This window comes from Streptomyces hygroscopicus subsp. hygroscopicus (genome assembly GCF_030269125.1).
In the GTDB taxonomy this organism is placed as follows: domain Bacteria; phylum Actinomycetota; class Actinomycetes; order Streptomycetales; family Streptomycetaceae; genus Streptomyces; species Streptomyces hygroscopicus_C.
Window position 1 is genome coordinate 356,374 of the sequence record NZ_BSSM01000002.1, and the last position, 26,383, is coordinate 382,756.

At 70.9% G+C, this 26,383-nt stretch carries 24 protein-coding genes and 1 riboswitch; of the genes, 5 read left to right on the forward strand and 19 right to left on the reverse strand.

The window, feature by feature from the left end:
• Window positions 1-16: 16 nt before the first annotated feature.
• From QSK45_RS06080 to QSK45_RS06090, 3 genes are all read right to left on the reverse strand, one after another.
• On the reverse strand, window positions 17-1,189 hold the full coding sequence (locus tag QSK45_RS06080) for an ArsA family ATPase (protein ID WP_285553994.1): 1,173 nt from the start codon (window positions 1,187-1,189) through the stop codon (window positions 17-19).
• Window positions 1,190-1,363: 174 nt separating this feature from the next.
• Entirely contained in the window at window positions 1,364-1,801 is a 438-nt protein-coding gene (locus QSK45_RS06085; protein ID WP_285553996.1) for an SRPBCC family protein, read from the reverse strand.
• 160 nt (window positions 1,802-1,961) lie between these two features.
• Complete coding sequence (locus QSK45_RS06090) at window positions 1,962-2,759, reverse strand: metallophosphoesterase family protein (protein ID WP_285553997.1); 798 nt, start codon at window positions 2,757-2,759, stop codon at window positions 1,962-1,964.
• Between the two features lie 298 nt (window positions 2,760-3,057).
• Here QSK45_RS06090 and QSK45_RS06095 point away from each other — a divergent pair, with 298 nt between their 5' ends.
• Window positions 3,058-4,854 carry an AMP-dependent synthetase/ligase gene (locus tag QSK45_RS06095; RefSeq protein ID WP_285553998.1) on the forward strand — a complete coding sequence of 599 codons (1,797 nt, stop codon included), beginning with the start codon at window positions 3,058-3,060 and terminating at the stop codon, window positions 4,852-4,854.
• A 97-nt stretch (window positions 4,855-4,951) separates the two neighbouring features.
• Here the strand turns inward: QSK45_RS06095 and QSK45_RS06100 are convergent, their stop codons facing one another.
• On the reverse strand, window positions 4,952-6,094 hold the full coding sequence (locus QSK45_RS06100; protein WP_285553999.1) for a glycosyltransferase family 4 protein: 1,143 nt from the start codon (window positions 6,092-6,094) through the stop codon (window positions 4,952-4,954).
• Between the two features lie 132 nt (window positions 6,095-6,226).
• Between QSK45_RS06100 and QSK45_RS06105 the strand changes: the two genes are divergently transcribed.
• On the forward strand, window positions 6,227-7,456 hold the full coding sequence (locus QSK45_RS06105; protein ID WP_285554001.1) for a glycosyltransferase 87 family protein: 1,230 nt from the start codon (window positions 6,227-6,229) through the stop codon (window positions 7,454-7,456).
• 35 nt (window positions 7,457-7,491) lie between these two features.
• Here QSK45_RS06105 and QSK45_RS06110 read toward each other — a convergent pair whose 3' ends face one another.
• The 5 genes from QSK45_RS06110 to QSK45_RS06130 all read right to left on the reverse strand — a co-directional run bounded on the left by QSK45_RS06110 (window position 7,492) and on the right by QSK45_RS06130 (window position 12,864).
• Window positions 7,492-8,679 (reverse strand): hypothetical protein, encoded by a 1,188-nt coding sequence (locus tag QSK45_RS06110; RefSeq protein ID WP_285554003.1) that lies wholly within the window; start codon window positions 8,677-8,679, stop codon window positions 7,492-7,494.
• Between the two features lie 30 nt (window positions 8,680-8,709).
• Entirely contained in the window at window positions 8,710-9,744 is a 1,035-nt protein-coding gene (locus QSK45_RS06115; protein ID WP_285554005.1) for a C40 family peptidase, read from the reverse strand.
• A 243-nt stretch (window positions 9,745-9,987) separates the two neighbouring features.
• Window positions 9,988-11,022, reverse strand: a complete 1,035-nt coding sequence (locus tag QSK45_RS06120; protein WP_285554006.1) for a C40 family peptidase — start codon at window positions 11,020-11,022, stop codon at window positions 9,988-9,990.
• Window positions 11,023-11,234: 212 nt separating this feature from the next.
• Window positions 11,235-12,578 (reverse strand): NYN domain-containing protein, encoded by a 1,344-nt coding sequence (locus tag QSK45_RS06125; protein ID WP_285554009.1) that lies wholly within the window; start codon window positions 12,576-12,578, stop codon window positions 11,235-11,237.
• A gap of 46 nt (window positions 12,579-12,624) precedes the next feature.
• Window positions 12,625-12,864 (reverse strand): hypothetical protein, encoded by a 240-nt coding sequence (locus QSK45_RS06130; RefSeq protein ID WP_285554011.1) that lies wholly within the window; start codon window positions 12,862-12,864, stop codon window positions 12,625-12,627.
• A gap of 148 nt (window positions 12,865-13,012) precedes the next feature.
• On the opposite strand from QSK45_RS06130, the gene QSK45_RS06135 reads away from it, so the two are divergent.
• Window positions 13,013-13,798 carry a rhomboid family intramembrane serine protease gene (locus QSK45_RS06135; RefSeq protein ID WP_285554012.1) on the forward strand — a complete coding sequence of 262 codons (786 nt, stop codon included), beginning with the start codon at window positions 13,013-13,015 and terminating at the stop codon, window positions 13,796-13,798.
• On the forward strand, window positions 13,795-14,076 hold the full coding sequence (locus tag QSK45_RS06140; protein ID WP_037652980.1) for an Lrp/AsnC family transcriptional regulator: 282 nt from the start codon (window positions 13,795-13,797) through the stop codon (window positions 14,074-14,076). The genes QSK45_RS06135 and QSK45_RS06140 overlap by 4 nt, the downstream gene beginning before the upstream one ends.
• A gap of 43 nt (window positions 14,077-14,119) precedes the next feature.
• Here QSK45_RS06140 and QSK45_RS06145 read toward each other — a convergent pair whose 3' ends face one another.
• From QSK45_RS06145 to ctaE, 6 genes are all read right to left on the reverse strand, one after another.
• Window positions 14,120-15,460: an aminotransferase class V-fold PLP-dependent enzyme gene (locus QSK45_RS06145; RefSeq protein WP_285554018.1), complete on the reverse strand. Its 1,341-nt coding sequence runs from the start codon at window positions 15,458-15,460 to the stop codon at window positions 14,120-14,122.
• 163 nt (window positions 15,461-15,623) lie between these two features.
• A riboswitch (SAM riboswitch) is annotated at window positions 15,624-15,740 on the reverse strand.
• A gap of 72 nt (window positions 15,741-15,812) precedes the next feature.
• Complete coding sequence (trpD, locus tag QSK45_RS06150; protein WP_285554021.1) at window positions 15,813-16,877, reverse strand: anthranilate phosphoribosyltransferase; 1,065 nt, start codon at window positions 16,875-16,877, stop codon at window positions 15,813-15,815.
• Window positions 16,878-16,999: 122 nt separating this feature from the next.
• Window positions 17,000-18,637, reverse strand: a complete 1,638-nt coding sequence (gene qcrB / locus QSK45_RS06155; RefSeq protein WP_285554023.1) for a cytochrome bc1 complex cytochrome b subunit — start codon at window positions 18,635-18,637, stop codon at window positions 17,000-17,002.
• A complete protein-coding gene (qcrA, locus tag QSK45_RS06160) occupies window positions 18,634-19,692 on the reverse strand; it encodes a cytochrome bc1 complex Rieske iron-sulfur subunit (RefSeq protein ID WP_285554025.1) in 1,059 nt (352 codons plus the stop codon). The genes qcrB and qcrA overlap by 4 nt, the downstream gene beginning before the upstream one ends.
• Window positions 19,689-20,501 carry a cytochrome bc1 complex diheme cytochrome c subunit gene (qcrC, locus tag QSK45_RS06165; RefSeq protein WP_285554027.1) on the reverse strand — a complete coding sequence of 271 codons (813 nt, stop codon included), beginning with the start codon at window positions 20,499-20,501 and terminating at the stop codon, window positions 19,689-19,691. The genes qcrA and qcrC overlap by 4 nt, the downstream gene beginning before the upstream one ends.
• Window positions 20,502-20,564: 63 nt before the next feature.
• Window positions 20,565-21,185, reverse strand: coding sequence for an aa3-type cytochrome oxidase subunit III (ctaE, locus tag QSK45_RS06170; RefSeq protein ID WP_070028641.1), 621 nt, complete (start codon window positions 21,183-21,185; stop codon window positions 20,565-20,567).
• A gap of 157 nt (window positions 21,186-21,342) precedes the next feature.
• Here ctaE and QSK45_RS06175 point away from each other — a divergent pair, with 157 nt between their 5' ends.
• Entirely contained in the window at window positions 21,343-21,744 is a 402-nt protein-coding gene (locus QSK45_RS06175; protein WP_285554030.1) for a response regulator, read from the forward strand.
• A gap of 80 nt (window positions 21,745-21,824) precedes the next feature.
• Here QSK45_RS06175 and QSK45_RS06180 read toward each other — a convergent pair whose 3' ends face one another.
• The 4 genes from QSK45_RS06180 to ctaC all read right to left on the reverse strand — a co-directional run bounded on the left by QSK45_RS06180 (window position 21,825) and on the right by ctaC (window position 26,332).
• Complete coding sequence (locus QSK45_RS06180) at window positions 21,825-23,087, reverse strand: L,D-transpeptidase (protein ID WP_285554032.1); 1,263 nt, start codon at window positions 23,085-23,087, stop codon at window positions 21,825-21,827.
• A gap of 163 nt (window positions 23,088-23,250) precedes the next feature.
• On the reverse strand, window positions 23,251-23,649 hold the full coding sequence (locus tag QSK45_RS06185) for a cytochrome c oxidase subunit 4 (RefSeq protein ID WP_285554034.1): 399 nt from the start codon (window positions 23,647-23,649) through the stop codon (window positions 23,251-23,253).
• On the reverse strand, window positions 23,646-25,376 hold the full coding sequence (ctaD, locus tag QSK45_RS06190; protein WP_285554036.1) for an aa3-type cytochrome oxidase subunit I: 1,731 nt from the start codon (window positions 25,374-25,376) through the stop codon (window positions 23,646-23,648). Before ctaD ends, QSK45_RS06185 begins: the two co-directional genes overlap by 4 nt.
• The gene (ctaC, locus tag QSK45_RS06195; RefSeq protein ID WP_285554037.1) at window positions 25,373-26,332 is read right to left on the reverse strand and encodes an aa3-type cytochrome oxidase subunit II; all 960 of its coding nucleotides are present in this window, start codon (window positions 26,330-26,332) and stop codon (window positions 25,373-25,375) included. The genes ctaD and ctaC overlap by 4 nt, the downstream gene beginning before the upstream one ends.
• Between the last annotated feature and the right edge of the window lie 51 nt (window positions 26,333-26,383).

Genomic DNA, 26,383 nt, shown 5'->3' on the forward strand with positions numbered 1-26,383 from the left:
AACGGGAGTCCCCGGTTCATCGTGCGGCGGCGGGCCACAGGCCGGGATCCGGTGCGAAGCGCACGCGCAGCTCGCCCTCGCGCAGGCCGGCGCCGGAGACGGTGCAGCGGCGCAGGGCGGAGGGCAGGGCGACGATCCGCCGGAAGGGGCCCGCGGTGATCACGAGTTCGTCGCCGCGCCGGATCAGGTCGAGTTCCTCGCGTATGGCGCCGGGCAGCGGGATGTGCCAGACCAGGACGCCGTCCTCGGCGATCCGGTCGGCGACGGGCCACTCCACGGGGCGGTCCGTCCCGGTGACGGCGGGTACGGCGAGGGCGGCGAGGTCGTCCGGGCCGTGCGGGTCGCGCCCGAGGTGCGGCACGGGGCGGACGTCGTACTCCCCCTCCCACTCCGTGATCGCCTTGCGCTGCTCGGCGACCAGGCCGGCGAGCCAGGTGTCCGGGCCGGTGTCGGGCAGGGCGCGGTTGGCGACGAGGACCTCGGTGCGCAGGCCGCGCAGGGCGAGGCCGAGGCGCGCGGTGCGCAGGGCGCGGGCGGCGGCGGGGCCGGGCTCCGCGACGAGGCGTACGGCGGTGTCGCGGTCGGTGAGCACGGCCTCCACGGCGGCCAGCTCCGTGTCCCAGCGGCCGGCCGTCTCGTACAGCCAGTCGGCGGGCATGGGGACACCGGCCAGCTTGCCGAGGACGGGGCGCAGCGCGCGGGCCGCCTGACGCTCGGGGGGCAGGAGGCGGCGCAGGTAGCGGCGCAGTTCCTCGGGGAGGGCGAGCAGGGCCAGTGCCCGCGGGAGCGGCGGCAGGTCCACGACGAGGAGGTCGTACCGCTCGGACAGCGCGGGGTCCCGCAGGGCGCGCAGGAAGGTCAGCTCCTCGGCGCCGGGCAGCGGGGTGACCTCCTCGGCGTCCAGCCGGGCGGCACCGAGCAGGTCGAGCACGCTCGCGGCACGGCTCTGGAAGTCGGCGAGGTCCTGCCGGAACCCGGCGGCGGCGTCGGGTCGCCAGACGCTGAGCCGTGGCGCGATCTCCGTCGGCCGCGCCCCCGTGCTCGCCCCCAGTGCCGCCCCCGGGGTGTCCGCCCGCTCCGCACTCAGCAACAGGGTCCGGCTGCCCGCACGGGCTGCGCCCAGGGCGGTGGCAGCGGCAACGGTCGTACGCCCACTGCCGCCGGGCCCCGTGATCAGGATGGTCCGCATGAGTCCGAACGGTAACGGACGCGACGTGCGGGGCGTCGCCGTGACGGGGCGCCGCGGCGACCGGCGGCCGGCCGGGCACCCGGCACCACGGCGTACCGCCGGGGGACGGTCACGCACCCGGCGCCGGGATCGGTTGCGCCGCTCCTCGGCCGGCGGCAAGGAGCGGGTGGGGATCTACTCGGACTCGACGCGCTTCTTCAGGCCCGCCAGGGCGCGGTCGATGATGACCTTCTCCGCCTTGCGCTTGATCATGCCGAGCATGGGGATCTTGACGTCGACCGTGAGCCGGTAGGTGACCTCGGTCGCGCCCGCTCCCACCGGCTCCAGGAGGTAGGAGCCGTCGAGGGACCGCAGCATCTGGGACTTGACCAGCGTCCAGGAGACCTCGTTGTCGCCGGCCCAGGTGTACGCCAGCGTCTGGTCGTCCTTGATGGCACCGGCGTCCATGACGAGCCGCACCTCCTCGGCACGCCCGCGGTCGTCGGTCTTGAGGACCTCCGCCTCCTTCACCTCGCCGGTCCAGTCCGGGTAGCGCGCGAAGTCGGCGATCACCGCCATGACGTCGGCCGGAGCCGCCTCGATCGTGATGCTCGAACTGGTGTGTTCCGCCATCGCCGTGGCTCCTCCAGATGCGGACCGAAGAGACTCTTCCCGTGCGCGGCCTGCGCACGTGTGTGCAGCGTGAAGGCTACCGTGCGGCCGACCGGCCCCCGCCTTCACCCCGCCTCCCGGCCCCCGGCCGCGCGCCCCGGCGAGCACCCCCGGCCACCGCTCACCACTCCAGCACCCACGGCGTCCCCCGCCCCGCGAAGTGCCCCACGTTCACGCACTCCGTCGCCCCGATCCGCATCCTGCGCGCCAGCGGCTGGTGCACGTGCCCGAAGAGCGAGTACCGGGGACGTGTGCGGCGGATGGCGTCCAGCAGGGCCCGGCTCCCCCGCTCGAAGCGGCGCGCGACGGTGTCGTACACCAGCTCCGGCACCTCCGGCGGGATGTGCGTGCACAGCACGTCGACCTCGCCCACGGCCTCGATCTTCGCGGCGTACTCCTCGTCGGAGATCTCGTACGGCGTCCGCATGGGCGTGCGCAGGCCCCCGCCGACGAAGCCGAAGGTCCAGCCGCCGATCTCCACGCGCTGCGCGTCCAGCACGGTGGTGCCGGAGCGGGCGTACTCCGGCCACAGCCGCGGCATGTCGACGTTGCCGTAGGTGGCGTACGTCGGGGTGGGGAACGCGGCGAAGAGTTCGGCGTACTGCTTGCGCACCGCCTTCTCGACGGCGGTGAAGCGGTCGCCCTCGATCCCGCCCCACAGCCGGGCGCCGAACGCGCGGGCCTCCTCGAAGCGCCGGGCGGTGCGCAGTTCCACGATGCGGTCGGCGTTCTCCTCGCCGAACAGGTCGGGGAAGATGCCGCGCGAGTGGTCGGCGTAGTCGAGGAAGAGGACGAGGTCGCCCAGGCAGATCAGCGCGTCGGCACCCTCGCCGGCCCGCGCCAGGTCCCGCGCGTTGCCGTGCACATCGCTGACCACGTGGACGCGGTGCCGGCTGTTTCGTCGCGGTGTGGAGGCCATGGCGATCAAGCGTAGGCGTGTGTGCCGCAGGTGAACAGTCCCGGTCGTGGCCTGCGGTTACTCGCCGGTCGAAGGGGCCGTGGACTACTGTGCGCGAAGGAACGCCATCGTGTGTGACGCAGCGAACATCTGGCCTGGACCCCCTGTCGGGAACCGCATACCGGCGGGTAACGTCCGGGCAGTCCAGTCGTGCTCTGGGTTTTCAACCACCGTGGGCCCGAGCACCAGCCCGAGCCTTGGACCGCACCGTCGCATCGCACAACGTCGTGGCGCCGGCGCCCTATGAGGAGCAGCAGTCTTGCGCGAGTTCAGCCTTCCGGCCTTGTACGAGGTCCCCGCGGACGGAAACCTGACCGACATCGTCCGCAGAAACGCCGCGCAGCATCCCGACGTCGCCGTCATCGCCCGCAAGTCGGGCGGGGTCTGGCAGGACGTGACGGCCCGGCAGTTCCTCGCCGAGGTGCACACCGCCGCCAAGGGGCTCATCGCCGCCGGGGTGCAGCCGGGCGACCGCGTGGCCCTGATGTCCCGCACGCGCTACGAGTGGACGCTCCTCGACTTCGCCATCTGGAGCGCGGGCGCGGTGACCGTGCCGGTGTACGAGACCAGCTCGCCCGAGCAGGTGCAGTGGATCCTCTCCGACTCGGGCGCGACGGCCTGCGTCGTGGAGCTGGACGCGCACGCGGCCGCGGTGGAGACCGTGCGCGACACCCTGCCCGCGCTGAAGAACGTGTGGCAGATCGAGGCCGGCGCGGTCGAGGAGCTGGGGCGGCTCGGGCAGGGCGTCTCGGAGGAGACGGTGGACGAGCGCTCCTCGCTCGCCCGCGCCGACGACCCCGCCACCATCGTCTACACCAGCGGCACCACGGGCCGCCCCAAGGGCTGTGTGCTGACCCACCGCAGCTTCTTCGCGGAGTGCGGCAACATCGTGGAACGGCTGCGCCCGCTGTTCCGCACCGGCGAGTGCTCGGTGCTGCTCTTCCTGCCGCTGGCCCACGTCTTCGGCCGGCTGGTGCAGATCGCTCCGATGATGGCGCCGATCAAGCTGGGCTGCGTCCCGGACATCAAGCACCTCACCGAGGAACTCGCCGCGTTCCGGCCGACGATGGTCCTCGGCGTGCCGCGCGTCTTCGAGAAGGTCTACAACTCCGCGCGCGCCAAGGCACAGGCGGACGGCAAGGGCGCCGTCTTCGACAAGGCGGCCGACACCGCGATCGCCTACAGCAAGGCGCAGGACACCGCGTCCGGGCCGTCGTTGGGCCTCAGGATCAAGCACAAGGTCTTCGACAAGCTGGTCTACGGCAAGCTGCGCGCGGTCCTCGGCGGCCGGGGCGAGTACGCCATCTCCGGCGGCGCCCCGCTGGGCGAGCGGCTCGGCCACTTCTTCCGGGGCATCGGCTTCACGGTGCTCGAGGGGTACGGCCTGACCGAGTCCTGCGCGGCGACCGCGTTCAACCCGTGGGACCGGCAGAAGATCGGCACGGTGGGGCAGCCGCTGCCGGGCTCGGTGGTGCGGATAGCGGACGACGGCGAGGTGCTGCTGCACGGCGAGCACCTCTTCAAGGAGTACTGGAACAACCCGGGCGCGACGGCGGAGGCGCTGGCCGACGGGTGGTTCCACACCGGGGACATCGGCACCCTGGACGAGGACGGGTACCTGCGGATCACCGGCCGCAAGAAGGAGATCATCGTCACGGCGGGCGGCAAGAACGTCGCCCCGGCGGTGATCGAGGACCGGATCCGGGCGCACGCGCTGGTCGCGGAGTGCATGGTGGTCGGCGACGGGCGGCCGTTCGTCGGCGCGCTGATCACCCTCGACGACGAGTTCCTGGCCCGCTGGGCCGCCGAGCACGGCAAGCCGGCGGGTTCCACGGCGGCGTCCCTGCGCGACGACCCGGACCTGAACGCCGCGATCCAGGAAGCCGTGGACGACGGCAACGCGGCGGTGTCCAAGGCCGAGTCGGTGCGCAAGTTCCGCATCCTCACGTCCCAGTTCACCGAGGACTCGGGGCACCTCACCCCGTCGCTGAAGCTCAAGCGGAACGTGGTGGCGAAGGACTTCGCCGACGACATCGAGGCGATCTACACCAAGTAGTACGCGCCGCGGGGAAGCTGACGGGCCGCCGGGGAAAGCCGGAGGACCGCGGGGAAGGCCCGAGGTCCTCCGGAGAAGGTGCCTCTTCGAAAGGCCTTCAGAGAAGGTCCTTGAGCCGCTCCGCCAGCAGGTCCCACCGCCACTTCTCCTCCACCCACTGGCGGCCCCGCTCCCCCATCCTGCGGCGGAGTCCGGGGTCGCCGAGCAGGGTGATGACACGGTCGGCGGTGTCGAGCGGGTCGCCACCGCGGACCACCCAGCCCGTCTCGCCGTCGAGGACGGCGTCCGGCGCGCCGCCGGAGTCGCCCGCGATGACCGGGAGGCCGGTCGCGGAGGCCTCCAGGTAGACGATGCCGAGGCCCTCGACGTCGAGGCCGCCGCGGCGGGTGCGGCAGGGCATGGCGAAGACGTCGCCCGCGCCGTAGTGGGCGGGCAGCTCGGACCAGGGAACGGCGCCGGTGAAGCGGACCGAGGCGTCGACGCCGGTCTCCCGGGCGAGGCGGCGCAGGTCCCGCTCGTAGGGGCCGCCGCCGACGATCAGCAGCACGGCGTCCGGCTGCGCGGCGAGGACCCGGGGCATGGCCCGGATCAGCGTGTCCTGCCCCTTGCGCGGCACCAGCCGGGAGACGCAGACCACGACCGGCCGGTCGGTGAGCCCGAGCCGGGCGCGCACCTCGTCGCCGCCGGAGGCCGGGTGGAAGGTCTTCTCGTCGACGCCGGGCGGCAGCTGCACCATCCGCCCGGCCGCCTCGGGAGTGAGCGCCCCGGCGATCCGGGAGCGGGTGTACTCCCCCAGATAGGTGATCGTGTCCGTGGACTCCCCGATCCGGCGCAGCAGCCGCCGGGCCGCGGGCAGCTGCGCCCAGCCCGCCTCGTGGCCGTGGGTCGTGGCCACCAGGCGTTCCGCTCCGGCCCGGCGCAGCGCGGGCGCCATCAGTCCGAGCGGTGCCGCGGCCCCGAACCACACCGAGGTGCAGCCGTGCTCGCGCAGCAGCCCGACCGCGCGCCGGGTCGCCCCGGGGGTCGGCAGCAGCATGGTCGTACGGTCGCGCACGACGGTGAAGGGCTGCTCGGCGTCGAAGGCGGCCGTCGCCTCGACGCCCTCGCGGCTCCGCTTCCACGTGGAGGCGTAGACGACCAGCCGGCCGGGTTCCAGGCGCAGGGCCATGTTGTGCAGGAACGCCTGGATGCCGCCCGGCCGGGGCGGGAAGTCGTTGGTCACGATCAGGGTCTTGTGCATCGCCGCCGACCCTACCCAATCGCCCGTCCGGGACCGGGCGCGGCCGGGTCGCGTTGGCACGGCCCCCAGGCCTCGGGACATCATGGTCCCGCGACGCGGGACTCGAAGCGGTATCGAACGGCAGGGGAACACGTGGAGACCAAGGACGCCCGGCGGTCGCCGGCGTACCTGCTCGCGACCTGGTGCGTCACCCGGGCGGCGGTGCTGCTCTTCGTCCTCGGGGTGTACGTCTTCCCGGGCCCGGACGTCACCACCGACGTCTCGGTGATCTACCGGAACTGGTACGAGGTGCTGCGCCACGGCACGTTCCCGCTGGACGACGTCACCTGGCAGTACCCGCCCGCCGCCGCGCTGGCGATCCTCTCCCCCGCCCTGCTGCCGTTCCTGTCGTACCCGCACGCCTTCTTCGCCCTGGCCTGCCTCGCCGACCTGGTGGTCCTGGTCCTGCTGCTGTGGTCGGCCCGGCACCCCGGCCGGTCGCGGCGCGGGGCCTGGGTGTGGGTGGTGGGCGCCCCGCTGCTCGGGCCGACGGTGTACGCCCGCTACGACGTGATGGTGACCGCGGTGGCCGTGGCCGCGCTGCTCGCGGGGGTACGGCACCCCCGGGTGATGGGCGCGCTGACCGCCTTCGGGGCGCTGCTGAAGGTGTGGCCCGCGCTGCTGCTGGCCGGTGCGGTGCGGCGGCGGGCGTGGGCGTCCGCGGCGGTGACCGGGGCGGGGCTCGCGGCGGCGTTCGCGCTGTGGATGCCGGGCGCCTTCGCCTTCCTGACGTTCCAGCGGGAGCGGGGCACCGAGGTGGAGTCGCTGGGCGCCCTGGTCTTCCATGTGGGCCGGCACTTCGGCTGGAGCGGGCAGGTGCTGCTGAACTACGGGTCGATCGAGTTCCTGGGCCCGTACGTGGACGTGGTGAGCGCGGCGGCGCTGGCGCTGACGGCGGGCGCGTTCGGCTGGCTGCTGCTGTGGCGGCTGCGGGCCCGGCGCTTCGCCCCGCACACGCTGGCGGACGCGGCGCTGACGGCCGTACTGCTGTTCACGGTGACCAGCCGGGTGATCAGCCCGCAGTACCTGGTGTGGCTGATCGGCGTGGCCGCCGTCTGCCTCACCCACCGCGCCTCGCGGATGACCGCGCCCGCGCTGCTGGTCCTGGCGGCGTCCTTCCTGACGGTCCTGGAGTTCCCCGCCGGCTTCGTCCACGTGGTGTCGAGCGACTGGTACGGCGTCGTCCTGCTGCTGCTCCGCAACGGTCTGCTGGCCGCCGCGACCCTGCTCGCGGCCCGCCGGCTGTGGCGCACGACCGTCTCCCGCCCCTCGGCCACCACAGCCGGCCCGACCCCCGCCCACCGGACCTCGGTCTCCTCCTGACCCCGCGCGCACCGCCGCCGGCCCGGCGGGAACGCTCAGCGCAGCTCGGTCCTGACGTAGGTCCGCCAGCGGGTCGTGAAGGACTCCGGGGTGAGGCCGAGAACCTGTTTCAGGGTGCTCTCGACGGCGCCGGGGCGCTGGGGGTGACCGCCGACGCCGCGGTAGAAGGCGGCGAGGCGCGCCGCGCCCCACTGGTCGGCGATCATGCGGCAGGCCAGCCAGCCGCTCTCGTAGGCCTGGGCCAGCTCGGTCGGGTCGCTGGTGAAGCCGAAGTCCTTGTCGGCGGGGAGCGCGGCGGGCACATGGCCGTCGCGCACGGCACGGGCCAGTTCCGGGGCGGCCTCCGTCGGGGTGCGGTCGGTGCCCAGGTAACCGATCCAGTCCGCGTAACCCTCCGACAGCCACAGCGGGGTGGCCGCGGTGGTGCGGGCGCGGGTGGCCACGTGGGTGGTCTCGTGGGTGAGGACGACCTGCTTGCCCATCGCGCCGAGGACGGCGTAGGCGTCCGGGTTGATCACCACCCGGTCCGCCGGGGTGCGCCCCGCGCCTCCCGCCTCCCCCGTCGTCACGGCGGCGATCCCCCGGTAGTTCGCGGCGGGCGAGCCGAGCAGGCCCGCCATGCCCTGGAGGGACTTCGGGACCAGGACCACCACCCGGCGCGTCCAGTCCGTGCCCCACTCCCGGGTCACCGCCGGCACCGCCTGGTCGGCCATCCGCGCGTACGCCCGCAGGTCGGCCGGCGGCTGCCCGGCGCCGAGCACCAGGCTGTGCGCGCCCGGTACGGCGGTCACGGTGCCCTGGTCCCACAGCTGCTGGCCGGACTTCCCGGCGGGCCGGTCGCCGGTGACGTACCAGGTGCCGGAGGCGGTGCGGGCCAGGGTGAGGGTACGCCGGGTGTCGACGGGCGCCCGGTCGTACCCGGCGACCTTGTACGCCAGGTCGGCGTCCACGGTGGCCCCCGCGGCGGTGCGGCGCAGGCCGGTGATCCGGTAGGCCCAGGACGCCAGCGGCAGGGCGCGCAGCCTGGTGTACTCGGTGCTCGCGCCCGTCGCGCCGTACGCCCCCGCGTCGTGCCGCAGCAGCGCCGCCGACCGCAGATCCAGCAGGTGCTGCACCTCGCTCCTGGCGGAGTCGGCCGCCGTCCGCCCGCCGCACCCGGTCAGGGACACCAGCAGGCACAGGGCCACCGCCCCGACGCCTCTCACCCGCCTGCCACCGGCCATCACACGATCGTACGGCGCGTCACGCGGACGTCAGGGCCGGGTCACCGAGGAGATCGGCATCATCCCCACCGGGTCGTAGCGCACCGCCGCCCCCGGGTGCGGCGCGTGGATGACCTGCCCGTGGCCGACGTACATCGCCACATGGCTGGCGTCGGAGCGGTAGACCACCAGGTCACCGGGGCGGACCTGGGACAGCGGGACGCGCCGCCCCGCGAACCGCTGCTCCTGGGAGGTGCGGGGCAGCTGGATGCCGGCGTGCGCGTACGCCCACTGCGTCAGGCCCGAGCAGTCGAAGCCCGACGGCCCGTTGGCACCCCACACATAGGGGCGGCCGAGCGCGGAGCGGGCGGCCGCCAGGGCCGCGGCGGCGCGCGCGCCGGTGGCGCCGGTCAGGGCGGGCAGGTCCAGGCGGTCGGGGCCGGCCGAGCGGGAGGAGCGGTCGTAGGCGGCACGGTCGGCCGCGGACAGCGAGTTCAGCAGCTGCCGGGCCCGCGCGAGCTTGCCCTCCACCGTCCGCTTGTGCGCGGCGACCGCCCGGCGGCTGCTCTCCAGCGCGTCCAGCTTCGCGTCCGCCTCCGTCCGCTCCTGGTGCAGTTCGCGCAGCGCGGAGCGCAACTCCCGCAGCCGGTCGGCCTCCTGGGCGCCGATGCGGTCGAGGGTGGCGGCCTTGTCGAGGTACTCCTCCGGGTCGTCGGAGAACAGCAGCGCGACGGCCGGATCGATGCCGCCCGAGCGGTACTGCGCCCCGGCCACCGAACCCAGTTCCTCCCGCAGCGTGTTCACGTCCTGCTGGCGGCGGGCGATGCGGTCCTGGGCGTGGCGGACCTCGCGGCGCAGCGCGTCCGTGCGCTCCTCGGCCTTGTCGTAGGCCTGAGTCGCCTGCTCGGCCTCCGTGTAGAGCCGGTCCACCTCGGCGCGGGCGTCGGGGTGCGGCGCGGCGTGCGCCGGGGCGGCACCGAGGGCCGCGGCGGCGGCCGACAGCGCGCACAGGGCGGCTGCGCCCCGGTCGAATCCGGCCGGTGCGCGGCGCTGACCGGACGGTGCAAGGCGGCGATGGGACCCCACGGGTTGCCGAACCCCTTCCACTGGCTGACACGGACGGCGTTCCCCGGCGCCTGGGGACGGGGAGGCCCCGGCGCCGGGGAAACGCGGCAGACAGTAGCCGTGCGGAAGGGCCGCGGCCAAAGACCGCGACGGGGACAAAAGGTGACGCCCCGCCGCTGACGCAGGTCACCGGCGGGGCGTGGAGTCAGTCTCCGTCCCGTGGATTCGCCCGATCGGACGACCTCCTCCGGGAGCGTCGGGGGTTTAGACCCGGACGCCGAACTGGAAGGGCATGTCGGACATCGCCTCATAGCGCACCACCGCACCGGTGTGCGGGGCGTGCAGCACCTGGCCGTTGCCCGCGTACAGGCCGACGTGGTGGATGTCGCCGTAGAAGAACACCAGGTCACCGACCTTGAGGTCGCTCTGGCTGTAGATCCGGGTGCCTATGTTGGCCTGCTCCTCGGAGGTGCGCGGGATGGAGACGCCGGCCTGCGCGTAGGCGTAGGACGTCAGACCCGAGCAGTCGAAGGAGGAGGGGCCGGTGGCGCCGTAGACGTACGGCTTGCCTATCTGGGCCTGCGCGGCGGAGAAGGCGGCCGCGGCCCGGCCGGAGGCGGGCGGGGCGTCGCCGAGGTTCACGCGCTGGCTGGAGGAGCGGTCGGCGCGCTGCTGCTGGGCGGCGAGGTCGGCCTTCTCCTTGGCGGTGAGGCTGTTGAGGATCTTCTGGGCCGCGGCGAGCTTGGCCTGGACTTCCTTCTTCTTGTTGCCCAGTTCGGTGCGGGTGTCCGCGAGGTCCTTGAGCTTCTCGGTGGCCTCGGAGCGCTCCTGGGCGAGCTCGCGCTGCTTGCTCTGGATCTTGCGCAGGGCGTCGACCTGCTGGCTGCTCAGCTGGTCGAGGGTGGACGCCTTGTCGAGGAAGGTGTCCGGGTCGGAGGAGAGGAAGAGCTGGACCGAGGGGTCGATACCGCCGGAGCGGTACTGGGCCGTGGCCAGCGAACCCAGGCCGTCGCGCAGCTTGTTGAGGTCTTCCTGACCCCGCGCGACGTTGTCCTGGATGGTGGAGATCTCCTTCTGCAGCTTCTGCTGCTTCTCCTTGGCGCCGTTGTACTTCTCGGTGGCCTGCTCGGCCTGCTCGTACAGCTTGTCGACCTTGGACTTGACCTGGTCCTTGCTGAGCTTCTCACTCGGCGCGGCGTTCGCGGCGTTCGCGCTGAGCACGACGGCGGCGGCTGCTGCGGTGGTCAGCACGGTCACGCGTGCACGGCTCTGCTGCTTGGGTCGACGGTGGGACGCCACGGAGGACGAACTCCTTCTTGTGAGTGTTCACCCGTTCGGAGGTTCGAGCCCAGACCCTAGTGACCCAGTTGTGATCATTCAAATCCCCACGGCAAAAAATCCCGTCACGCAATGCATTTTTTGCACACAACCCACAAGCAGTGATGGGCGATTGACCCTACGTTGCGTAACGGCCGGGATCAATCCGGGCATTGTGTACGCCGGTTGGACCTTCAGGACAGTCGCTTCAGAAGTACCGCAGAGGCCACGGGTCGGGCACCCGCCCGCGCGACGCCGTCGGCCACCTCGCGGTCGGTGGAGGCGACGATGACCGGGCGGCCCGGCGGCTCCGCGCGCACCAGCTGCCGGATCAGCTCGTCGGCGGTGACGCCCGGCTTGGAGAACAGCACGCGCACCCCGCGCGGCGGCGCGAGCAGCACCGGCGCGGCCAGCTCGGCGCCGTCGAAGACGCAGGTCACCTCGGCGCCGGTCTGCGCGGCGAGCGCGGACAGCTGGCCCAGCAGGCGCAGCCGCTGCTTCTCCAGCGGCATCTGCGGATAGCCGGTCTTGGTCACGTTGTAGCCGTCGACGACCAGGTGCGCCTGCGGCAGCGCGAGCAACTGATCGAGAATCGCCGGATCGTGCTCGGACAGGGCTCGCGCCGCGATGTCCTTCGGCGTCATCCGGCCGGGCTCCACCGCGTCCACGGTCTCGGCCGGGCGCACGGACACCGGGGGCAGCGCCAGCTCGCGCCGCAGCCCCTGGGTGGCCTCCAGCAGGGTGTCCAGGAGCAGCCGTACCCGCATGTCCTCCACGCTGCGCCCCTCGCGGGCGGCCTTGCGGGTGGCCTCCAGGGCCGCCTCCGCCTCACCGAGGCGGGCCTTGAGCCGCCGCGACTCGCTCTCCGCGGCCGACACCCGGGTGTGGGCCTCGGCGCGCACGGCGTCCATCTCGCCCTGCGCCTTGCGCAGCGCGGCCTCGCCGCGGCGCACGTCGCTCTGCGCGGAGCGCAGCTTGCGGTGCAGCGACTCCAGGTCCCGCTTCGCCGACTCCAGCTCCGCGCGCAGCCGCTCGGTCTCGGCGCGGGTGTGGTCGCGGGCGCGCTCCAGTTCGGCGCGCAGCCGCTCCAGTTCGGCGCGGCTCTCCTCGTCGGCCCGCTCGGCGTCGGCGCGCTGGGCCTCCTCCCCGGCCGCGGTGACCAGTTTCACCCAGCCCGCGGGACGCAGCACATAGGCCGCGGCCGCCACGTCGAGCGGGTCGACGGCCGCGGGCGCCGAGCCGGAGTCGAGGGCGCCCGCCAACTCCGGCTGCGCGGCGCGGAACTTCTCGCCGATCCGCTGCCGGAACAGCGTGTCGGTCTCCAGCGCCGCGGCCATCGCGTTCCCGGCGAACTTCGCGCGACGATTCGGGGTGAACCGGGCGTACTGCCGCAGTTGCGAGGGAAGTTCGGCCACGGTCAGCTTGCCGAAGCAGTCCGAGACGATCGCCACGACCCTGCGGCGCACCCCGTCGGGCAGCGGACGGTCAAGCACCTCAGCGGTGCCGTCGCCCGGCCCCCCGCCCGCGCTCTCCACCATCCGTCACACCCCACTACCTTGCCGATGCCTCTGCGGGCCCGCCCCCTCAGGAGTCGGTGCCCGGCCTGTCCACGAGTTCCACCCGGTCCACCGCGTTGCACCAGCGGCAGCGCACCGATTCGATCGTCTCACTGACCACCTGGCGCTCCTCCACCGTCGGCTCGCCCGCGAGGTCGAGGTGCACATACTCCACGACCTTCGAGGAACGTGTGACGTCGAAGCGGGTGAGGTTGCCGCACAGGGTGCAGCGCCATCGCGTCGTGGCGGTCGGCTGGGGAACCGTCATCGTGCCCTTCTCAGGTCGGCGGACCGCGCCGGCCGGGCCGACGCGTGTGGCTCGTAACCCTACGGCCTGGGGGCCGCTCGCCGCCCGTCCATCCATGGCGGCGAGGCGGTCTGTCAGCTTGCGTCCGGTTACGTCATGCTCTGTATTCATGATCAGCGAGTGGAGCACGGCAGCCGGCCGGACCTTCAGGACACTCAGGGACGCGCCGATCACGTACGGCCTCATCGTCCTGTGCTGTCTGATCTTCATGCTGGGGCCCGCCTCGGGGATGGCCCCCGGGTACGGCGCCGGGTACGTCCTGCTGGACGCGCAGCGGGTGTACTTCCGGCACTGGGGGGTGGTGCCGGCCGAGCTGTTCGCCGGGCCCTGGGGCCACGCGCTGAGCCCGGTCACGGCGCTGTTCGTGCACGGCAACTGGGTGCACCTGCTGGGCAACATGCTCTTCCTCCTCGTCTTCGGCGTGCTGACCGAGGAGCGGATGGGCCGCGTGGAGTTCACCCTGTTCTACGTGGGCTGCGGCTATCTGGCGCTGCTGGGGTACGCGGTCGCCAACGCCACGTCCGAGCAGTCGCTGGTGGGCGCGTCGGGGGCGGTCTCGGCGGTGCTCGGGGCCTTTCTCTTCCTGTTCCCGCGGGCCCGTGTCACCAGTCTCCTGCCGTTCCTGTTCTTCCTGCCGCTGCGGTTCCCCGCGTGGGTGGTGCTGCCGTTCTGGGTGACGCTGCAATGGCTGGCGGCGGGGCGTTCGACGCAGGGGCCTGGGGTGGCCTACCTGGCGCACCTGGTGGGCTTCGGGACGGGCTTCGTCTACGCGTGGGTGCGCTACGGGCGGTGGACGGGCCCGAGGGGCCGCCTCGCGAGGGCGGTGGCGGGGGAAGGGCGGGCTAGAGTGAAATGCGCACCCGAACCGGTATCCGAGGGAGAGAACCAGCCGTGATCACCGCGATCGTCCTCATCAAGACCAGCGTGGACCGGATCCCCGAGATCGCCGAGCAGATCGCCTCGCTGGAGTCGGTGAGCGAGGTGTTCTCCGTGACGGGGACGTACGACCTGATCGCCATGGTGCGGGTGCGGGAGCACGAGGACCTGGCCGACGTGATCCCGGGGCGGATCAGCAAGATCCCGGGTGTCGAGGCGACCGACACGCACGTCGCGTTCCGTACGTACTCCCAGCACGACCTGGAGGCGGCCTTCGCGATCGGTCTGGACTCCTGACCGTCCCGGCCACCCGAACGCCGCCCCACCGGTGGTTCGCCCCCTACGCCGCCGGGACGCAGCGGCCTCCCTCCGTGCGGTACGTCCACTTCGCGCCCTCGGTCACCAGCTGCCGTACCGCCTTGACGAACCGGTCCACGTGCTCGTCCGGGGTGCCCGCGCCGAAGCTCACGCGGATGGCGTTCAGGGACGGGGCGCCGCACTCGGCCGGGGCCTCGGGGGCCGTGCCGAGCAGGGTGTGCAGCAGCGGATGGGCGCAGAAGAGGCCGTCGCGGACGCCGATGCCGTACTCGGCGGAGAGGGCGGCCGCGAGGTGGGAGCTGTTCCAGCCCTCCACCACGAAGGAGATCACGCCGACCCGCGGGGCATCGTCGCCGAACAGCGACAGGACCCTGACCTGCGGAATTCCGGCGAGACCCGCGCGCACCCGGTCGATCAGGCAGTGCTCACGGGCGACCAGCGCCTCCCAGCCCGCCTCGGTGAGGGCCGTGCAGGCGGAGGCGACGGCGTAGGCGCCGATGACGTTCGGGGAGCCCGCCTCGTGCCGGGCGGCGCTCTCGTGCCACTCCACCTCCACTCCCCCGTCCGCGCGCCGGGCGACCCTGCGGCTGGCGCCGCCGCCCGCGAGGTACGGCTCGGCGGCCCGCAGCCAGTCGGCCCGGCCGGCCAGCACTCCCGCGCCGAAGGGGGCGTACAGCTTGTGCCCGGAGAAGGCGACCCAGTCGACGTCCAGGTCCACCAGGGACACCGGTCGGTGGGGGGCCAGCTGGGCGGCGTCGAGGACGATCCGGGCGCCGTGCGCGTGCGCCGCGGCGGCCAGCTCGCGCACCGGCCACAGCTCCCCGGTGACGTTGGAGGCGCCGGTGACGCACACCAGGGCCGGGCCGTGCGGGTCGCGGTCGGCGAGGGCGCGCTCCAGGGTCTCGACGGCCTGCCGCGGGCTGCGCGGCGCGTCGAGGTAGGTGACCTGGGCGTCCTGCCAGGGCAGCAGGGAGGCGTGGTGCTCGGTCTCGAAGACGAAGACCCGGCAGTCCGCCGGGAGCGCCCGGCCCAGCAGGTTCAGCGAGTCCGTGGTCGAGCGGGTGAAGACCACCTGGTCGTCGGCGCGGCAGCCGAGGAACTCACCGACCGTGCGGCGCGCCTTCTCGAACAGGTCGGTGGAGAACTGGGAGAGGTACCCGGCGCCGCGGTGGACGCTGCCGTAGTACGGGGCGTAGGCGGCGACGTCGTCCCAGACGCGCTGGAGGGCGGGGGCGCTGGCCGCGTAGTCGAGGGCCGCGTAGGTGATGGTGCCGCCGGTGACGAGCGGGACGGTGACATCCCGCCCCAGAACGGGCAGAGGGGTGCAGATCGACGGGTCGACGGCAAGGGTGGAGACAGACATGGGGAGACTCCCGTGCGCACGTACGCCGAAGGCACGTGCGAAAGAAAAGGTGAAAGGGGTGCGCGGAGGCGGGGCTCGGCGGCCCTAACGCATTCGCTTGCTCACGGGAGGCTCCCTCGTACGACCAGGACCCCTGGCCCGGCGCTTCTACGAGCGCCCGAGGGGTCCGCGCTTGCCGTGGACCTCGCTGCCCACGGCCTGGTCCTCACCCGGGGCACCCCGCCACGGACGGAGGGTTGCCGGACAGTCGGCCGGGGCCTCATGACTGTCACTCATGACCTGGTACGGAACGTACGCGAAAAGATCACCGTCCCGCAACCCGTGTCCGGATCGCGGGACGATCGACCACCGTTCACGCGTTGCTGGCCGCGACCCAGCGCTCCAGCGTCCGCTTCGCCGCGCCCGAGTCGATGGACCGCGCGGCCTTCGCCATCCCGGCGCGCAGCTGCTCGGTGAGGGGGGCGTCGGTCGGCTCCAGCGCCGCCAGGGCCGCCGCCGAGTTCAGCAGCACGGCATCCCGTACGGCGCCCCGCTCGCCGTCCAGCACCCGGCGGGCGACCTCCGCGTTGTACGCCGCGTCCGCGCCGCGCAGGGCCTCCACGGGGGCCAACTCGATGCCGACGTCGCGCGGGTCGAAGACCTCCTCGCGGACCTTGCCGTCCCGCACCACCCACACCCGGGAGGTGCCGGTGACGGTCAGCTCGTCCAGGCCGTCGTCGCCCCGGAAGACCAGTGCGGAGTTGCCGCGCTCGGCGAAGACGCCGGCCACGACGGGCGCCATGCGCGGGTCGGCGACCCCCACCGCCTGGGCGCGCACCTTGGCCGGGTTGGTCAGCGGACCGAGCACGTTGAAGGTCGTACGGATCCCCAACTGGCCGCGGGCCGCGGCGACATGGCGCAGCGAGGGATGGAACTTCACCGCGAAGCAGATGGTGATGCCGGCCTCCTCGGCGACCTCGGCGACCCGCTTCGGGGTCAGCTGGAGGTTGATGCCGAGCTTCTCCAGGACGTCGGAGGAGCCGGAGGCGGAGGAGGCGGCGCGGTTGCCGTGCTTGACGACCCTGGCGCCGCTGCCCGCGACCACGATCGAGGACATCGTGGAGATGTTGACGGTCTTGGCGCCGTCGCCGCCGGTGCCGACGATGTCGACGGCCGGGCCCGGCACCTCGATCACGTTCGCGTGCTCGTACATGGTGCGCACGAGCCCGGAGATCTCCTCGACGGTCTCGCCCTTGGCGCGCAGCGCGACCATGAAACCGGCGATCTGGGCGTCGGTCGCCTCGCCCCGCATGATCAGGTCCATCGCCCAGGCGGTGTCGTCGGACGAGAGGTCCTGGCCGTCCAGCAGGCCGTTCAGCAGGGCGGGCCAGGAGCGGCCCGCCGCGGTGTCGCCTCCAGCGGGGGTCACAGCGCTCATCAGCCGCTCCTTGTCGTGCACAGTGGTGGAACCTCGTGCACCACCTTATCGACCCCCCGGCACGGGGAAGGGCCCCGTCCGCGGTGCGGACGGGGCCCTTCGGTGGCGTGGCGACGCGGGGATCAGTGGTGGCCGTGGCCGCTCGTGATCTCCTTGTACTCGTCGGAGGTCGGCTTCGGGATCTGGTTGTCCTCGCCGTAGTAGGCGCTGGACAGCTTCACCCGGAGCTTCTCGGACGCCTTCACCTTGCGCTCGACACCGTTCTCGTCGACCAGGGGGCCGATCTCGGCCGGCGCGTACTGCGTGTGCGTGGTGAGCGTGTGCAGCTGCTCCTGGCTCAGCGGCTCGTGCACCTCGATGAACTCACCGTGCGGCAGCCGCTTGATGATGCCGGTCTCGCGACCGTGCAGCACCTTGTCGCGGTCGCGGCGCTGGAGACCGAGGCAGATCCGCTTGGTGGCGATGAACGCGATGACCGGACCGACGAAGAAGAAGATCCGGACGAACCAGGTCACGGCGTTGATCGACAGGTGGAAGTGCGTGGCCCACAGGTCGTTGCCACCGCCGACCAGGGTGATCATGTACATCGTCACCCAGGCGACACCGAGGCCGGTACGGGTCGGCGCGTTGCGCGGGCGGTCCAGGATGTGGTGCTCGCTCTTGTCGCCGGTGACCCAGGACTCGATGAACGGGTAGACCGCCATCGCGCCCAGCACCACGCCGAAGAGCACCAGCGGGATGAACACGCCCAGGACCAGGGTGTGGCCCCAGAAATTGATCTCCCAGCCCGGCATGAAGCGGATCAGACCCTCGGCGAAGCCCATGTACCAGTCGGGCTGGGCGCCGGTGGACACCTGGTCCGGACGGTAGGGGCCCATGGCCCAGATCGGGTTGATCTGCGCGACCGCGGCGATGGCCGCGATGACACCGAAGACCAGGAAGAAGAAGCCTCCGGCCTTGGCCATGTAGACCGGCAGCAGCGGCATGCCGACCACGTTGGTGTTGCTCTTGCCCGGACCCGCGAACTGCGTGTGCTTGTGGTAGAAGACCAGGATCAGGTGCGCCACCATCAGGCCGAGCATGATGCCCGGCAGCAGCAGGATGTGGATCGAGTAGAACCGGGCGACGAAGTCGTGGCCGGGGAACTGACCGCCGAAGAGGAAGTACGAGATGTACGTGCCGACGATCGGCATGGACAGGATCGCACCCTCGGTGAAGCGGACACCGGTGCCGGAGAGCAGGTCGTCGGGGAGCGAGTAACCGGTGAAACCGGTGAACATGCCGAGGACGAAGAGCAGGAAGCCGAACAGCCAGTTGATCTCACGCGGCTTGCGGAACGCGCCCGTGAAGAACACGCGCATCATGTGCACGAACATGCCGGCGAGGAAGATCAGCGCGGCCCAGTGGTGGATCTGCCGGACGAGCAGACCACCGCGCACGTCGAAGGAGATGTGCAGGGTCGAGTTGAACGCCTCCGACATCATCTGCCCCTGCAGCGGGACATAGCTGCCGTGGTAGACGACCTCGTTCATCGACGGGTGGAAGAACAGCGTCAGATAGACACCCGTCAGGATGATGATGATGAAGCTGTACATGCACACTTCGCCCAACATGAACGACCAGTGGTCGGGGAAGATCTTGCGCATGTTGGCCTTGGCCAGGGAGTAGATCCCGAGCCGGCCGTCGGCCCAGTCGGCGATGCGCTCGCCGGCCGGTGCCTTCCCGCGCGAACGGGCGGGTTCGTTGGCTGCAGTACTCATCCGCGCTCCCAGAATGCAGGACCGACGGGCTCCTCGAAGTCGCCGAGCGCCTGGAGGTAACCCTCGCTGTCCACACCGATGCGCAGCTGCGGCAGGGCGTGGCCGGCGGGACCGAAGATCACTCGGGCGCCGTCGGAGAGGTCGAAGGTGGACTGGTGGCACGGGCACAGCACGTGGTGCGTCTGCTGCTCGTACAGCGAGATGGGGCAGCCGACGTGGGTGCAGATCTTGGAGAAGGCGACGACGCCCTCGTGCGACCAGTCGAGCTCGCGCTTGTCCTTGATGTTGTCCGGCTGCAGCCGGACGATCATCAGGGCCGCCTTGGCCATCTCGTTCTGGAACTCCTCGTCCGTCTCCTCCAGGCCGTCCGGCTTGGCGAAGGTGAGGGAGCCGACGGAGATGTCCTCGGGACGCAGCGGCTGGTTGGTGTTCATGTTGACCAGGCGCTTGCCCTTGGCCCACAGGGTGTGCCGCAGGGAGGTGCCGGGCAGCGGACCGAGGTCGCGCAGCAGCATGACGCCGGACAGCGGCACCAGGGCCAGCGCGCCGAACATCGTGTTGCGGATCAGCTTGCGGCGGCCGAGCGCCGACTCCTTGGCGCCCTGGCGGAAGTCCGCGTGGACCTTCGCCCGGATCTCGGGAGCGGCCTCGATCGGGTGCCGCTCGTCGGCGACCTCGACGTCGGACATCAGGGTGCGGGCCCAGTGGACCGCGCCCGCGCCGATGCAGAACAGCGCCACGCCCAGCGTCAGGCCCAGCGCGAAGTTCAGCGCGCTGATGTGCCCGATCGGGAACACGAAGATGTTCTTGTCGTGCGGGATGGTCACGTACGAGACGATGAAGCCGACGGTGGCCAGCATCGACACCGTGAACAGCAGGGCGACCACGCGCTCGGACCGCCGGGCGGCCCGCTCGTCGATGTCCTGGATCCGGTGCTCGTGGGGCGGCAGCCCCGGGTCGGCGAACGGGTTCTCCTCGTCCGCGACGCCTACCGCGCCGTGCGCGTACTCCTGCTCAGCGGGCAGGTTCTCTTCTGGAATGTCTTGGCTACTCATGACTTCTTGGCCTTTGCGGTCCGAGCGGCGACCCAGACGGCGACGGCGATCAGCGCGCCGAGACCGAAGATCCAGGCGAACAGGCCCTCACTGACCGGCCCGAGGCCGCCCAGCTCCAGACCACCCGGGTTCGTCGTCTCGCTGCTGTCGACCGCGTGCAGGTACGCGATGATGTCCTTCTTGTTCTGGGAGGACATCGTGGTGTCCGGGAAGGACGGCATGTTCTGCGGGCCCGTCTGCATGGCCTCGTAGATGTGCTTCGGCTCGACGCCCTCCAGCGTGGGGGCGTACTTGCCCTCGGTGAGGGCACCACCCTTGCCGGTGAAGTTGTGGCACTGCGCGCAGTTGGTGCGGAACAGCTCGCCGCCCTTGGCGACGTCCGCTCCGGCCGGACCGTACTGCTGCTTGGTCGGCACGACCGGGCCGGCGCCCAGCGACGCGACGTACGCGGCGAGCTGGTCGATCTGCGTCTGCGTGTACACAGGCTTCTTGCGCGGGGCCTGGGCGCCCTGCGAGGTCGCGGCCGGCATACGGCCGGTGCCGACCTGGAAGTCGACGGCCGCGGAGCCCACGCCGACCAGGCTCGGCCCGTCGGAGGAGCCCTGCCCACCGGTGCCGTGGCAGCTGGCGCAGCCGACCTCGTAGAGCTTCCTACCCTCCTTGATGGTCAGGGACTGGGAGGTTTCATCGGCCTGTGCCTTGCTCGCGGGCGCGAACGCGGCGTACAGCCCCCCAGTGGCCGCCAGCGCGAGGAGTAGGACGACGACCGCCGCCAGCGGATGGCGTCGTCGTGCGGAGAGCTTTTTCACGGATTACCCCGGTGTCAGGATCTTCTGCGTCGGTGCTTCTGGACTTAGCGGGAGCGGTCCCGGCTACTTGATCAAATAGATCGTGGCGAAGAGGCCGATCCAGACGACATCGACGAAGTGCCAGTAGTAGGACACGACGATGGCGGCCGTCGCCTGCTCGTGGGTGAACCTCTTGGCCATGTAGGTGCGCCCGAGGACCAGCAGGAAGGCGATGAGACCGCCCGTCACGTGCAGGCCGTGGAAGCCGGTGGTCAGGTAGAACACCGAGCCGTAGGGGTCGGAGGAGAGCGAGAGGCCCTCTTCCTTCACCAGGCTCGTGTACTCGTAGATCTGACCGCCGATGAAGATCGCACCCATGATGAAGGTGAGGATGAACCAGCCACGGAGCTTCTTCACGTCGCCGCGCTCGGCCGCGAACACGCCGAGCTGGCAGGTGAGGGACGAGAGCACCAGGATCGTGGTGTTCGTCGCGGAGAAAGGCACATTGAGCGCTGAGGCCATGTGCTTCCAGTGAGCCGGTCCGGTCACCGACCGGAGGGTGAAGTACATCGCGAAGAGGGCCGCGAAGAACATCAGCTCGGAACTCAGCCAGATGATGGTTCCGACGCTGGTGAGGTTCGGTCGGTTGACCGACGGGTGCGCGTGCCCGGTTTCTACTGTCGTTGCTGTCGCCACGACCGACATTATGTCGGTCGCTTATCTCGCCCTCACTCCGGGGGGTGCCGTTCGGAGTGTTGCTGCCCTCCGAACCGGTGTTGACGTGGTGTTCATGGGAGTAACATCCGCCCAAACGGCCCCGTCCGTCCTGTCCGTACGACGCCGACGTCGACCCGGAGGAACAATGCAGCCGACCGCCACCGTGCTGGTCTACAGCGACGACTCCAACACCCGCGAGCAAGTACGGCTGGCCACCGGGCGGCGTCCCGCCCCGGACGTGCCCCCGGTGGAGTTCGTGGAGTGCGCCACGCCCGCGGCGGTGCTGCGCGAACTGGACCGTGGGGGCATCGACGTGTGCGTGCTCGACGGCGAGGCCGTGCCCATGGGGGGCATGGGGATGTGCCGGCAGATCAAGGACGAGGTCTTCCAGTGCCCGCCCGTGCTGCTGCTCATCGGCCGCCCGCAGGACGCCTGGTTGGCCACGTGGAGCCGGGCGGACGCGGCGGTGACGCTGCCGGTGGACCCGGTCGAGTTCGCGTCCTCGCTGGCCTCTCTGCTGCGACGGAAGAGGCTCGTGAGCGCCTAGCGGTCCGGGGCGCGGGGAGCGTACGCGCGGGCGGGCCCGTGGGGTCCTCCCGCCCGGCTCCGCGCGCCCCTGAGGGGCGCTCACACGGCCGTCGGCTGGAGGCGGACCGCGTCCGACGACGGGGACTGGCCGTTGCCCGGCAGGCCGGTCAAGGCGGAGCCCGTGCGCCACTTCTTCCAGGTGACGTTCCAGTCGCCGAAGCCGTTGCCGAAGGGTTCCATCGGCTCGCCGCCCGAGTTGACGACGCGCACGATGTCACCCTCTTGGACGGTGTTGAAGAACCACTGCGCGTTGGACGTACTCATGCCGGTGCAGCCGTGGCTGACGTTGGCGTAGCCCTGTGAGCCCACCGACCAGGGCGCCGCGTGCACGTATTCACCGGACCAGGTGACGCGGGTGGCGTAGTACACCGGCAGGTCGTAGGAGTCCCGGCTGCCCTCGGCGATGCCGACGGTGACCCCACGCATGCGTACGAAGTACTGCTTCTCCAGGACCACCTTGACGCCGTTGCGGGTCTCGTAGCCCGGCTTGCCCGTGGTGACCGGCATGGTCTTGATCACGGCGCCGTTGCGGAACACCGTCAGCTCGTGCGCGGCGGCGTCCGTGAGGGCCTCGACGCGGTCGCCCGTGGTCAGCTTCACCGGCTTCGACTTGCCGCCCCACAGCCCCCCGCCGATCTTCACACCGTCCAGGTTGCTGTGCACCTGGATCGTGGCGTGGGCGGGCCAGTAGTCCTTGGGCCGGTAGTGGAGCTCCTTGCCGCTCACCCAGTACCAGGAGCCGGGCACGGCCGGCACGGAGTCCACGCGCAGGCCGCGCTCCACGACGGCCCGCTGCGCCTTGTCCTTGATCTCCTGGCCGAGCTGGGCGGTGATGATCTGCCCGACGCCGTACTGGCCCGTGTCCGGCCCGAAGGTGACGCCGAGCTGCTTCTTGGTGGCCGGCTTGGTGGTGTCGAAGCTGAGGACCTTGCGGCCGGGCGCCCCGTCGTCGTCCTCGGTGCTCACCGTGACCGTGTAGTGGGCGCTCGCGGCCAGCGGGGAGGTGCTGTGCCAACGACTGCCGTCGGCGGCGAGTTCGCCCGCCACGTAGCGCCCTGTGGAGTCCTGGGCGGTCACGTCGGTGATGCGCCCCTCGTCCTTGACGGAGACCTCCAGGGGCTTGTCCGGGTCGGCCCGCTTCCCCACCTCGGTGGGGCCGTTGAAGGAGATCAGGCCCGCTGCGTCATACGGCGTAGCGGACAAGGGGTCGCCGTCCGAACCGCAGGCGGTGGTGCCCGCGCCCAGGGCGGTCACCAGCAGGACGCAGCTGACGACGGTACGGGTCCGCGGAGTGTGGTTCATACGATCACGCTATGAGATGGAGTCCTTACTGGCGCGGTACGTAACCCATACGAGGGAACGACACTCCGGCATCCGAAGGGCCCCCGGCACGGACGCGGAAAAGCCGGGAGCCCGGACCCTCCTGACAGAGGGTCCGGGCTCCCGGTGTGGGGCTCGGTGGGCCTTACTGGGTGCGGTTCTCACCGTGGTAGTACTCGAACACCCAGCCGAACAGACCGATCACGATGAACGGCGCGGAGAAGTAGATCAGCCACCAGCCGACCGCGATGCTGAGGAAGGCGATCGCGCCGCCGAAGCCCAGCATGAGCGGCTGCCAGCTGTGCGGGCTGAAGAAGCCCAGCTCGCCCGCGTCGTCCGCGACGTCGGCCTCCTTGTCGTCCTGCGCACCGGCGTCCACCCGGCGGGCGGTGAAGCCCAGGTAGAAGCCGATCATGATCGACAGGCCGAAGGCCAGGAAGAGCGCCGTGGTACCGGCCGGCTCCTTCGACCACACGCCGTACACGACGGCCATGATCAGCATGAAGAAGCTCAGCCAGATGAACATCCGGCCCTGGATCTTCACTTGCCGGCCTCCTTGCTGCCCGCGACGGCGGGCACCTGACCGGCGTGCTCGAGCTGCTCGAGCGCGGCGATCTCGGGGTGGTGCAGGTCGAACGCCGGGGATTCACTGCGGATCCGCGGCAGGGTGGTGAAGTTGTGCCGCGGCGGCGGGCAGGAGGTCGCCCACTCCAGCGAGCGGCCGTAGCCCCACGGGTCGTCGACGCCGACCGGCTTGCCGTACTTGGCCGTCTTCCAGATGTTGTAGAGGAACGGCAGGAAGGAGAGGCCGAGCACGAACGAACCGATGGTGGACACCGTGTTCAGCGTGGTGAAGCCGTCGGCCGCCAGGTAGTCGGCGTAACGACGCGGCATGCCCTCGGCGCCCAGCCAGTGCTGGACGAGGAAGGTGGTGTGGAAGCCGACGAACAGCGTCCAGAAGGTGATCTTGCCGAGGCGCTCGTCCAGCATCTTGCCGGTGAACTTCGGCCACCAGAAGTGGAAGCCGGCGAACATCGCGAACACGACCGTACCGAAGATCACGTAGTGGAAGTGGGCCACCACGAAGTACGAGTCGGAGACGTGGAAGTCCATGGGCGGCGCGGCCAGGATGACACCGGTCAGACCACCGAACGTGAAGGTGATCAGGAAGCCGGTGGCCCACAGCATCGGCGTCTCGAAGGACAGCGAGCCCTTCCACATGGTGCCGATCCAGTTGAAGAACTTCACACCGGTCGGGACCGCGATCAGGAAGGTCATGAAGGAGAAGAACGGCAGCAGCACACCACCGGTGACGTACATGTGGTGCGCCCACACCGTCACGGAGAGACCGGCGATCGCGATGGTCGCGGCGATCAGGCCCATGTAGCCGAACATCGGCTTACGGGAGAAGACCGGGATGATCTCCGAGATGATGCCGAAGAACGGCAGGGCGATGATGTACACCTCTGGGTGGCCGAAGAACCAGAAGAGGTGCTGCCAGAGCAGGGCTCCGCCGTTCGCGGAGTCGAACACGTGCGCCCCGAATTTGCGGTCCGCCTCCAGGGCGAACAGCGCGGCGGCCAGCACCGGGAAGGCCAGCAGGACGAGCACACCGGTCAGCAGCACGTTCCACACGAAGATCGGCATGCGGAACATCGTCATGCCCGGAGCCCGCATGCAGATGATCGTGGTGATGAAGTTGACCGAGCCGAGGATGGTGCCGAAGCCGGACATGGCCAGACCCATGATCCACATGTCGGCGCCGGCGCCCGGCGAGCGGACCGCGTCCGACAGCGGGGAGTAGGCGAACCAGCCGAAGTCGGCCGCGCCCTCGGGGGTGAGGAAGCCGCCCACCGCGATGAGCGAGCCGAACAGGTAGAGCCAGTAGGCGAACATGTTCAGCCGCGGGAACGCCACGTCCGGCGCGCCGATCTGCAGCGGCATGATCCAGTTCGCGAAGCCCGCGAACAGGGGCGTCGCGAACATCAGCAGCATGAGCGTGCCGTGCATCGTGAACGCCTGGTTGAACTGCTCGTTCGACATGATCTGCAGGCCCGGACGGGCCAGCTCGGCGCGCATGAGCAGCGCCATGACGCCGCCGATCAGGAAGAACACGAACGACGTGACGAGGTACATCGTCCCGATCGTCTTGTGGTCGGTGGTCGTCAACCACTTCACCGCGGCATTGCCGGGCTGCTTGCGCCGTACCGGCGGCTCCACGTACGAGCCTTCAGCGGCCGCGGCACCCTGGGGTTCGTTGAGGATGCTCACAGGTTGTTCGTCTCCCGGTTCTTCTCGTGGCTCGTCTGCGCGATGCCGGCGGGAATGTAACCGGTCTGCCCCTTCTTGGCGAGGTCCTTGAGGTGCTGCTCGTACGCCGCCGGGGAGACGACCTTCACGTTGAACAGCATCCGGGAGTGGTCGACGCCGCAGAGCTCAGCACACTTGCCGAGGAAGGTGCCCTCCTTGTTGGGGGTCACCTGGAAGGCATTGGTGTGGCCCGGGATGACGTCCTGCTTCATGAGGAACGGCACCACCCAGAAGGAGTGGATGACGTCACGCGAGGTCAGGACGAAGCGGACCGTCTTGCCCTTGGGGAGCCAGAGCGTCGGACCAGGGTTGCCGGTCTGCGGGTTGCGCGTACCCGGGGTGCCGACGTCGTAGACGCCGCCGGCGTTCGCCGGGAAGGCGGCCTTGTACCGGTCGGGGATCGCGGACAGGTTGGTGTCCGTCTTCGCGTCGCCGGAGACACCGGGGACGTTCTCGATGTAGTTGAAGCCCCAGCTCCACTGGAAGCCGACCACGTTGACCGTGACGTCGGGCTTCTTGTCGAGGCTCATGAGCTTCGTCTCGTCCCGGGCCGTGAAGTAGAACAGGACCGAGATGATGATGATCGGGACCACCGTGTACAGGGCCTCGATCGGCATGTTGTACCGGGTCTGCGGAGGTACCTCGACCTTGGTGCGGCTGCGCCGGTGGAACATGGCGCTCCACAGGATCAGGCCCCACACCAGCACGCCGACGGCGAGCGCGGCAGCCCAGGACCCCTGCCACAGGGAGAGGATCCGCGGAGCCTCTTCCGTGGTCGGGGTGGGCATGCCAAGGCGGGGGAAGTCCTTGTATGTGCAACCGGTTGCGGTCGCCAGGACCAGGCCCGCGGTCAGTGCCTGCAGCAGCTTCCGCCGCATCGGGCGCCGCGGCGAGCGGTCGGAGCCGTTGGGACTCACGTAGCGCCTTCCCGAGAGTCTCGCCCGCGCGGTCGGCTGCGGCCTTCTCGC

Bases quoted from the DNA above. Each gene is read 5' to 3' on its own strand.
- qcrB (WP_285554023.1), bottom strand. From the start codon at position 18,637: ATGAGTACTGCAGCCAACGAACCCGCCCGTTCGCGCGGGAAGGCACCG.
- ctaE (WP_070028641.1), bottom strand. From the start codon at position 21,185: ATGTCGGTCGTGGCGACAGCAACGACAGTAGAAACCGGGCACGCGCAC.
- trpD (WP_285554021.1), bottom strand. From the start codon at position 16,877: ATGAGCGCTGTGACCCCCGCTGGAGGCGACACCGCGGCGGGCCGCTCC.
- QSK45_RS06125 (WP_285554009.1), bottom strand. From the start codon at position 12,578: ATGGTGGAGAGCGCGGGCGGGGGGCCGGGCGACGGCACCGCTGAGGTG.
- QSK45_RS06145 (WP_285554018.1), bottom strand. From the start codon at position 15,460: ATGTCTGTCTCCACCCTTGCCGTCGACCCGTCGATCTGCACCCCTCTG.
- QSK45_RS06135 (WP_285554012.1), top strand. From the start codon at position 13,013: ATGATCAGCGAGTGGAGCACGGCAGCCGGCCGGACCTTCAGGACACTC.
- QSK45_RS06180 (WP_285554032.1), bottom strand. From the start codon at position 23,087: ATGAACCACACTCCGCGGACCCGTACCGTCGTCAGCTGCGTCCTGCTG.
- QSK45_RS06130 (WP_285554011.1), bottom strand. From the start codon at position 12,864: ATGACGGTTCCCCAGCCGACCGCCACGACGCGATGGCGCTGCACCCTG.
- qcrA (WP_285554025.1), bottom strand. From the start codon at position 19,692: ATGAGTAGCCAAGACATTCCAGAAGAGAACCTGCCCGCTGAGCAGGAG.
- QSK45_RS06100 (WP_285553999.1), bottom strand. From the start codon at position 6,094: ATGCACAAGACCCTGATCGTGACCAACGACTTCCCGCCCCGGCCGGGC.
- QSK45_RS06175 (WP_285554030.1), top strand. From the start codon at position 21,343: ATGCAGCCGACCGCCACCGTGCTGGTCTACAGCGACGACTCCAACACC.
- QSK45_RS06085 (WP_285553996.1), bottom strand. From the start codon at position 1,801: ATGGCGGAACACACCAGTTCGAGCATCACGATCGAGGCGGCTCCGGCC.
- QSK45_RS06080 (WP_285553994.1), bottom strand. From the start codon at position 1,189: ATGCGGACCATCCTGATCACGGGGCCCGGCGGCAGTGGGCGTACGACC.
- QSK45_RS06090 (WP_285553997.1), bottom strand. From the start codon at position 2,759: ATGGCCTCCACACCGCGACGAAACAGCCGGCACCGCGTCCACGTGGTC.
- QSK45_RS06110 (WP_285554003.1), bottom strand. From the start codon at position 8,679: ATGGCCGGTGGCAGGCGGGTGAGAGGCGTCGGGGCGGTGGCCCTGTGC.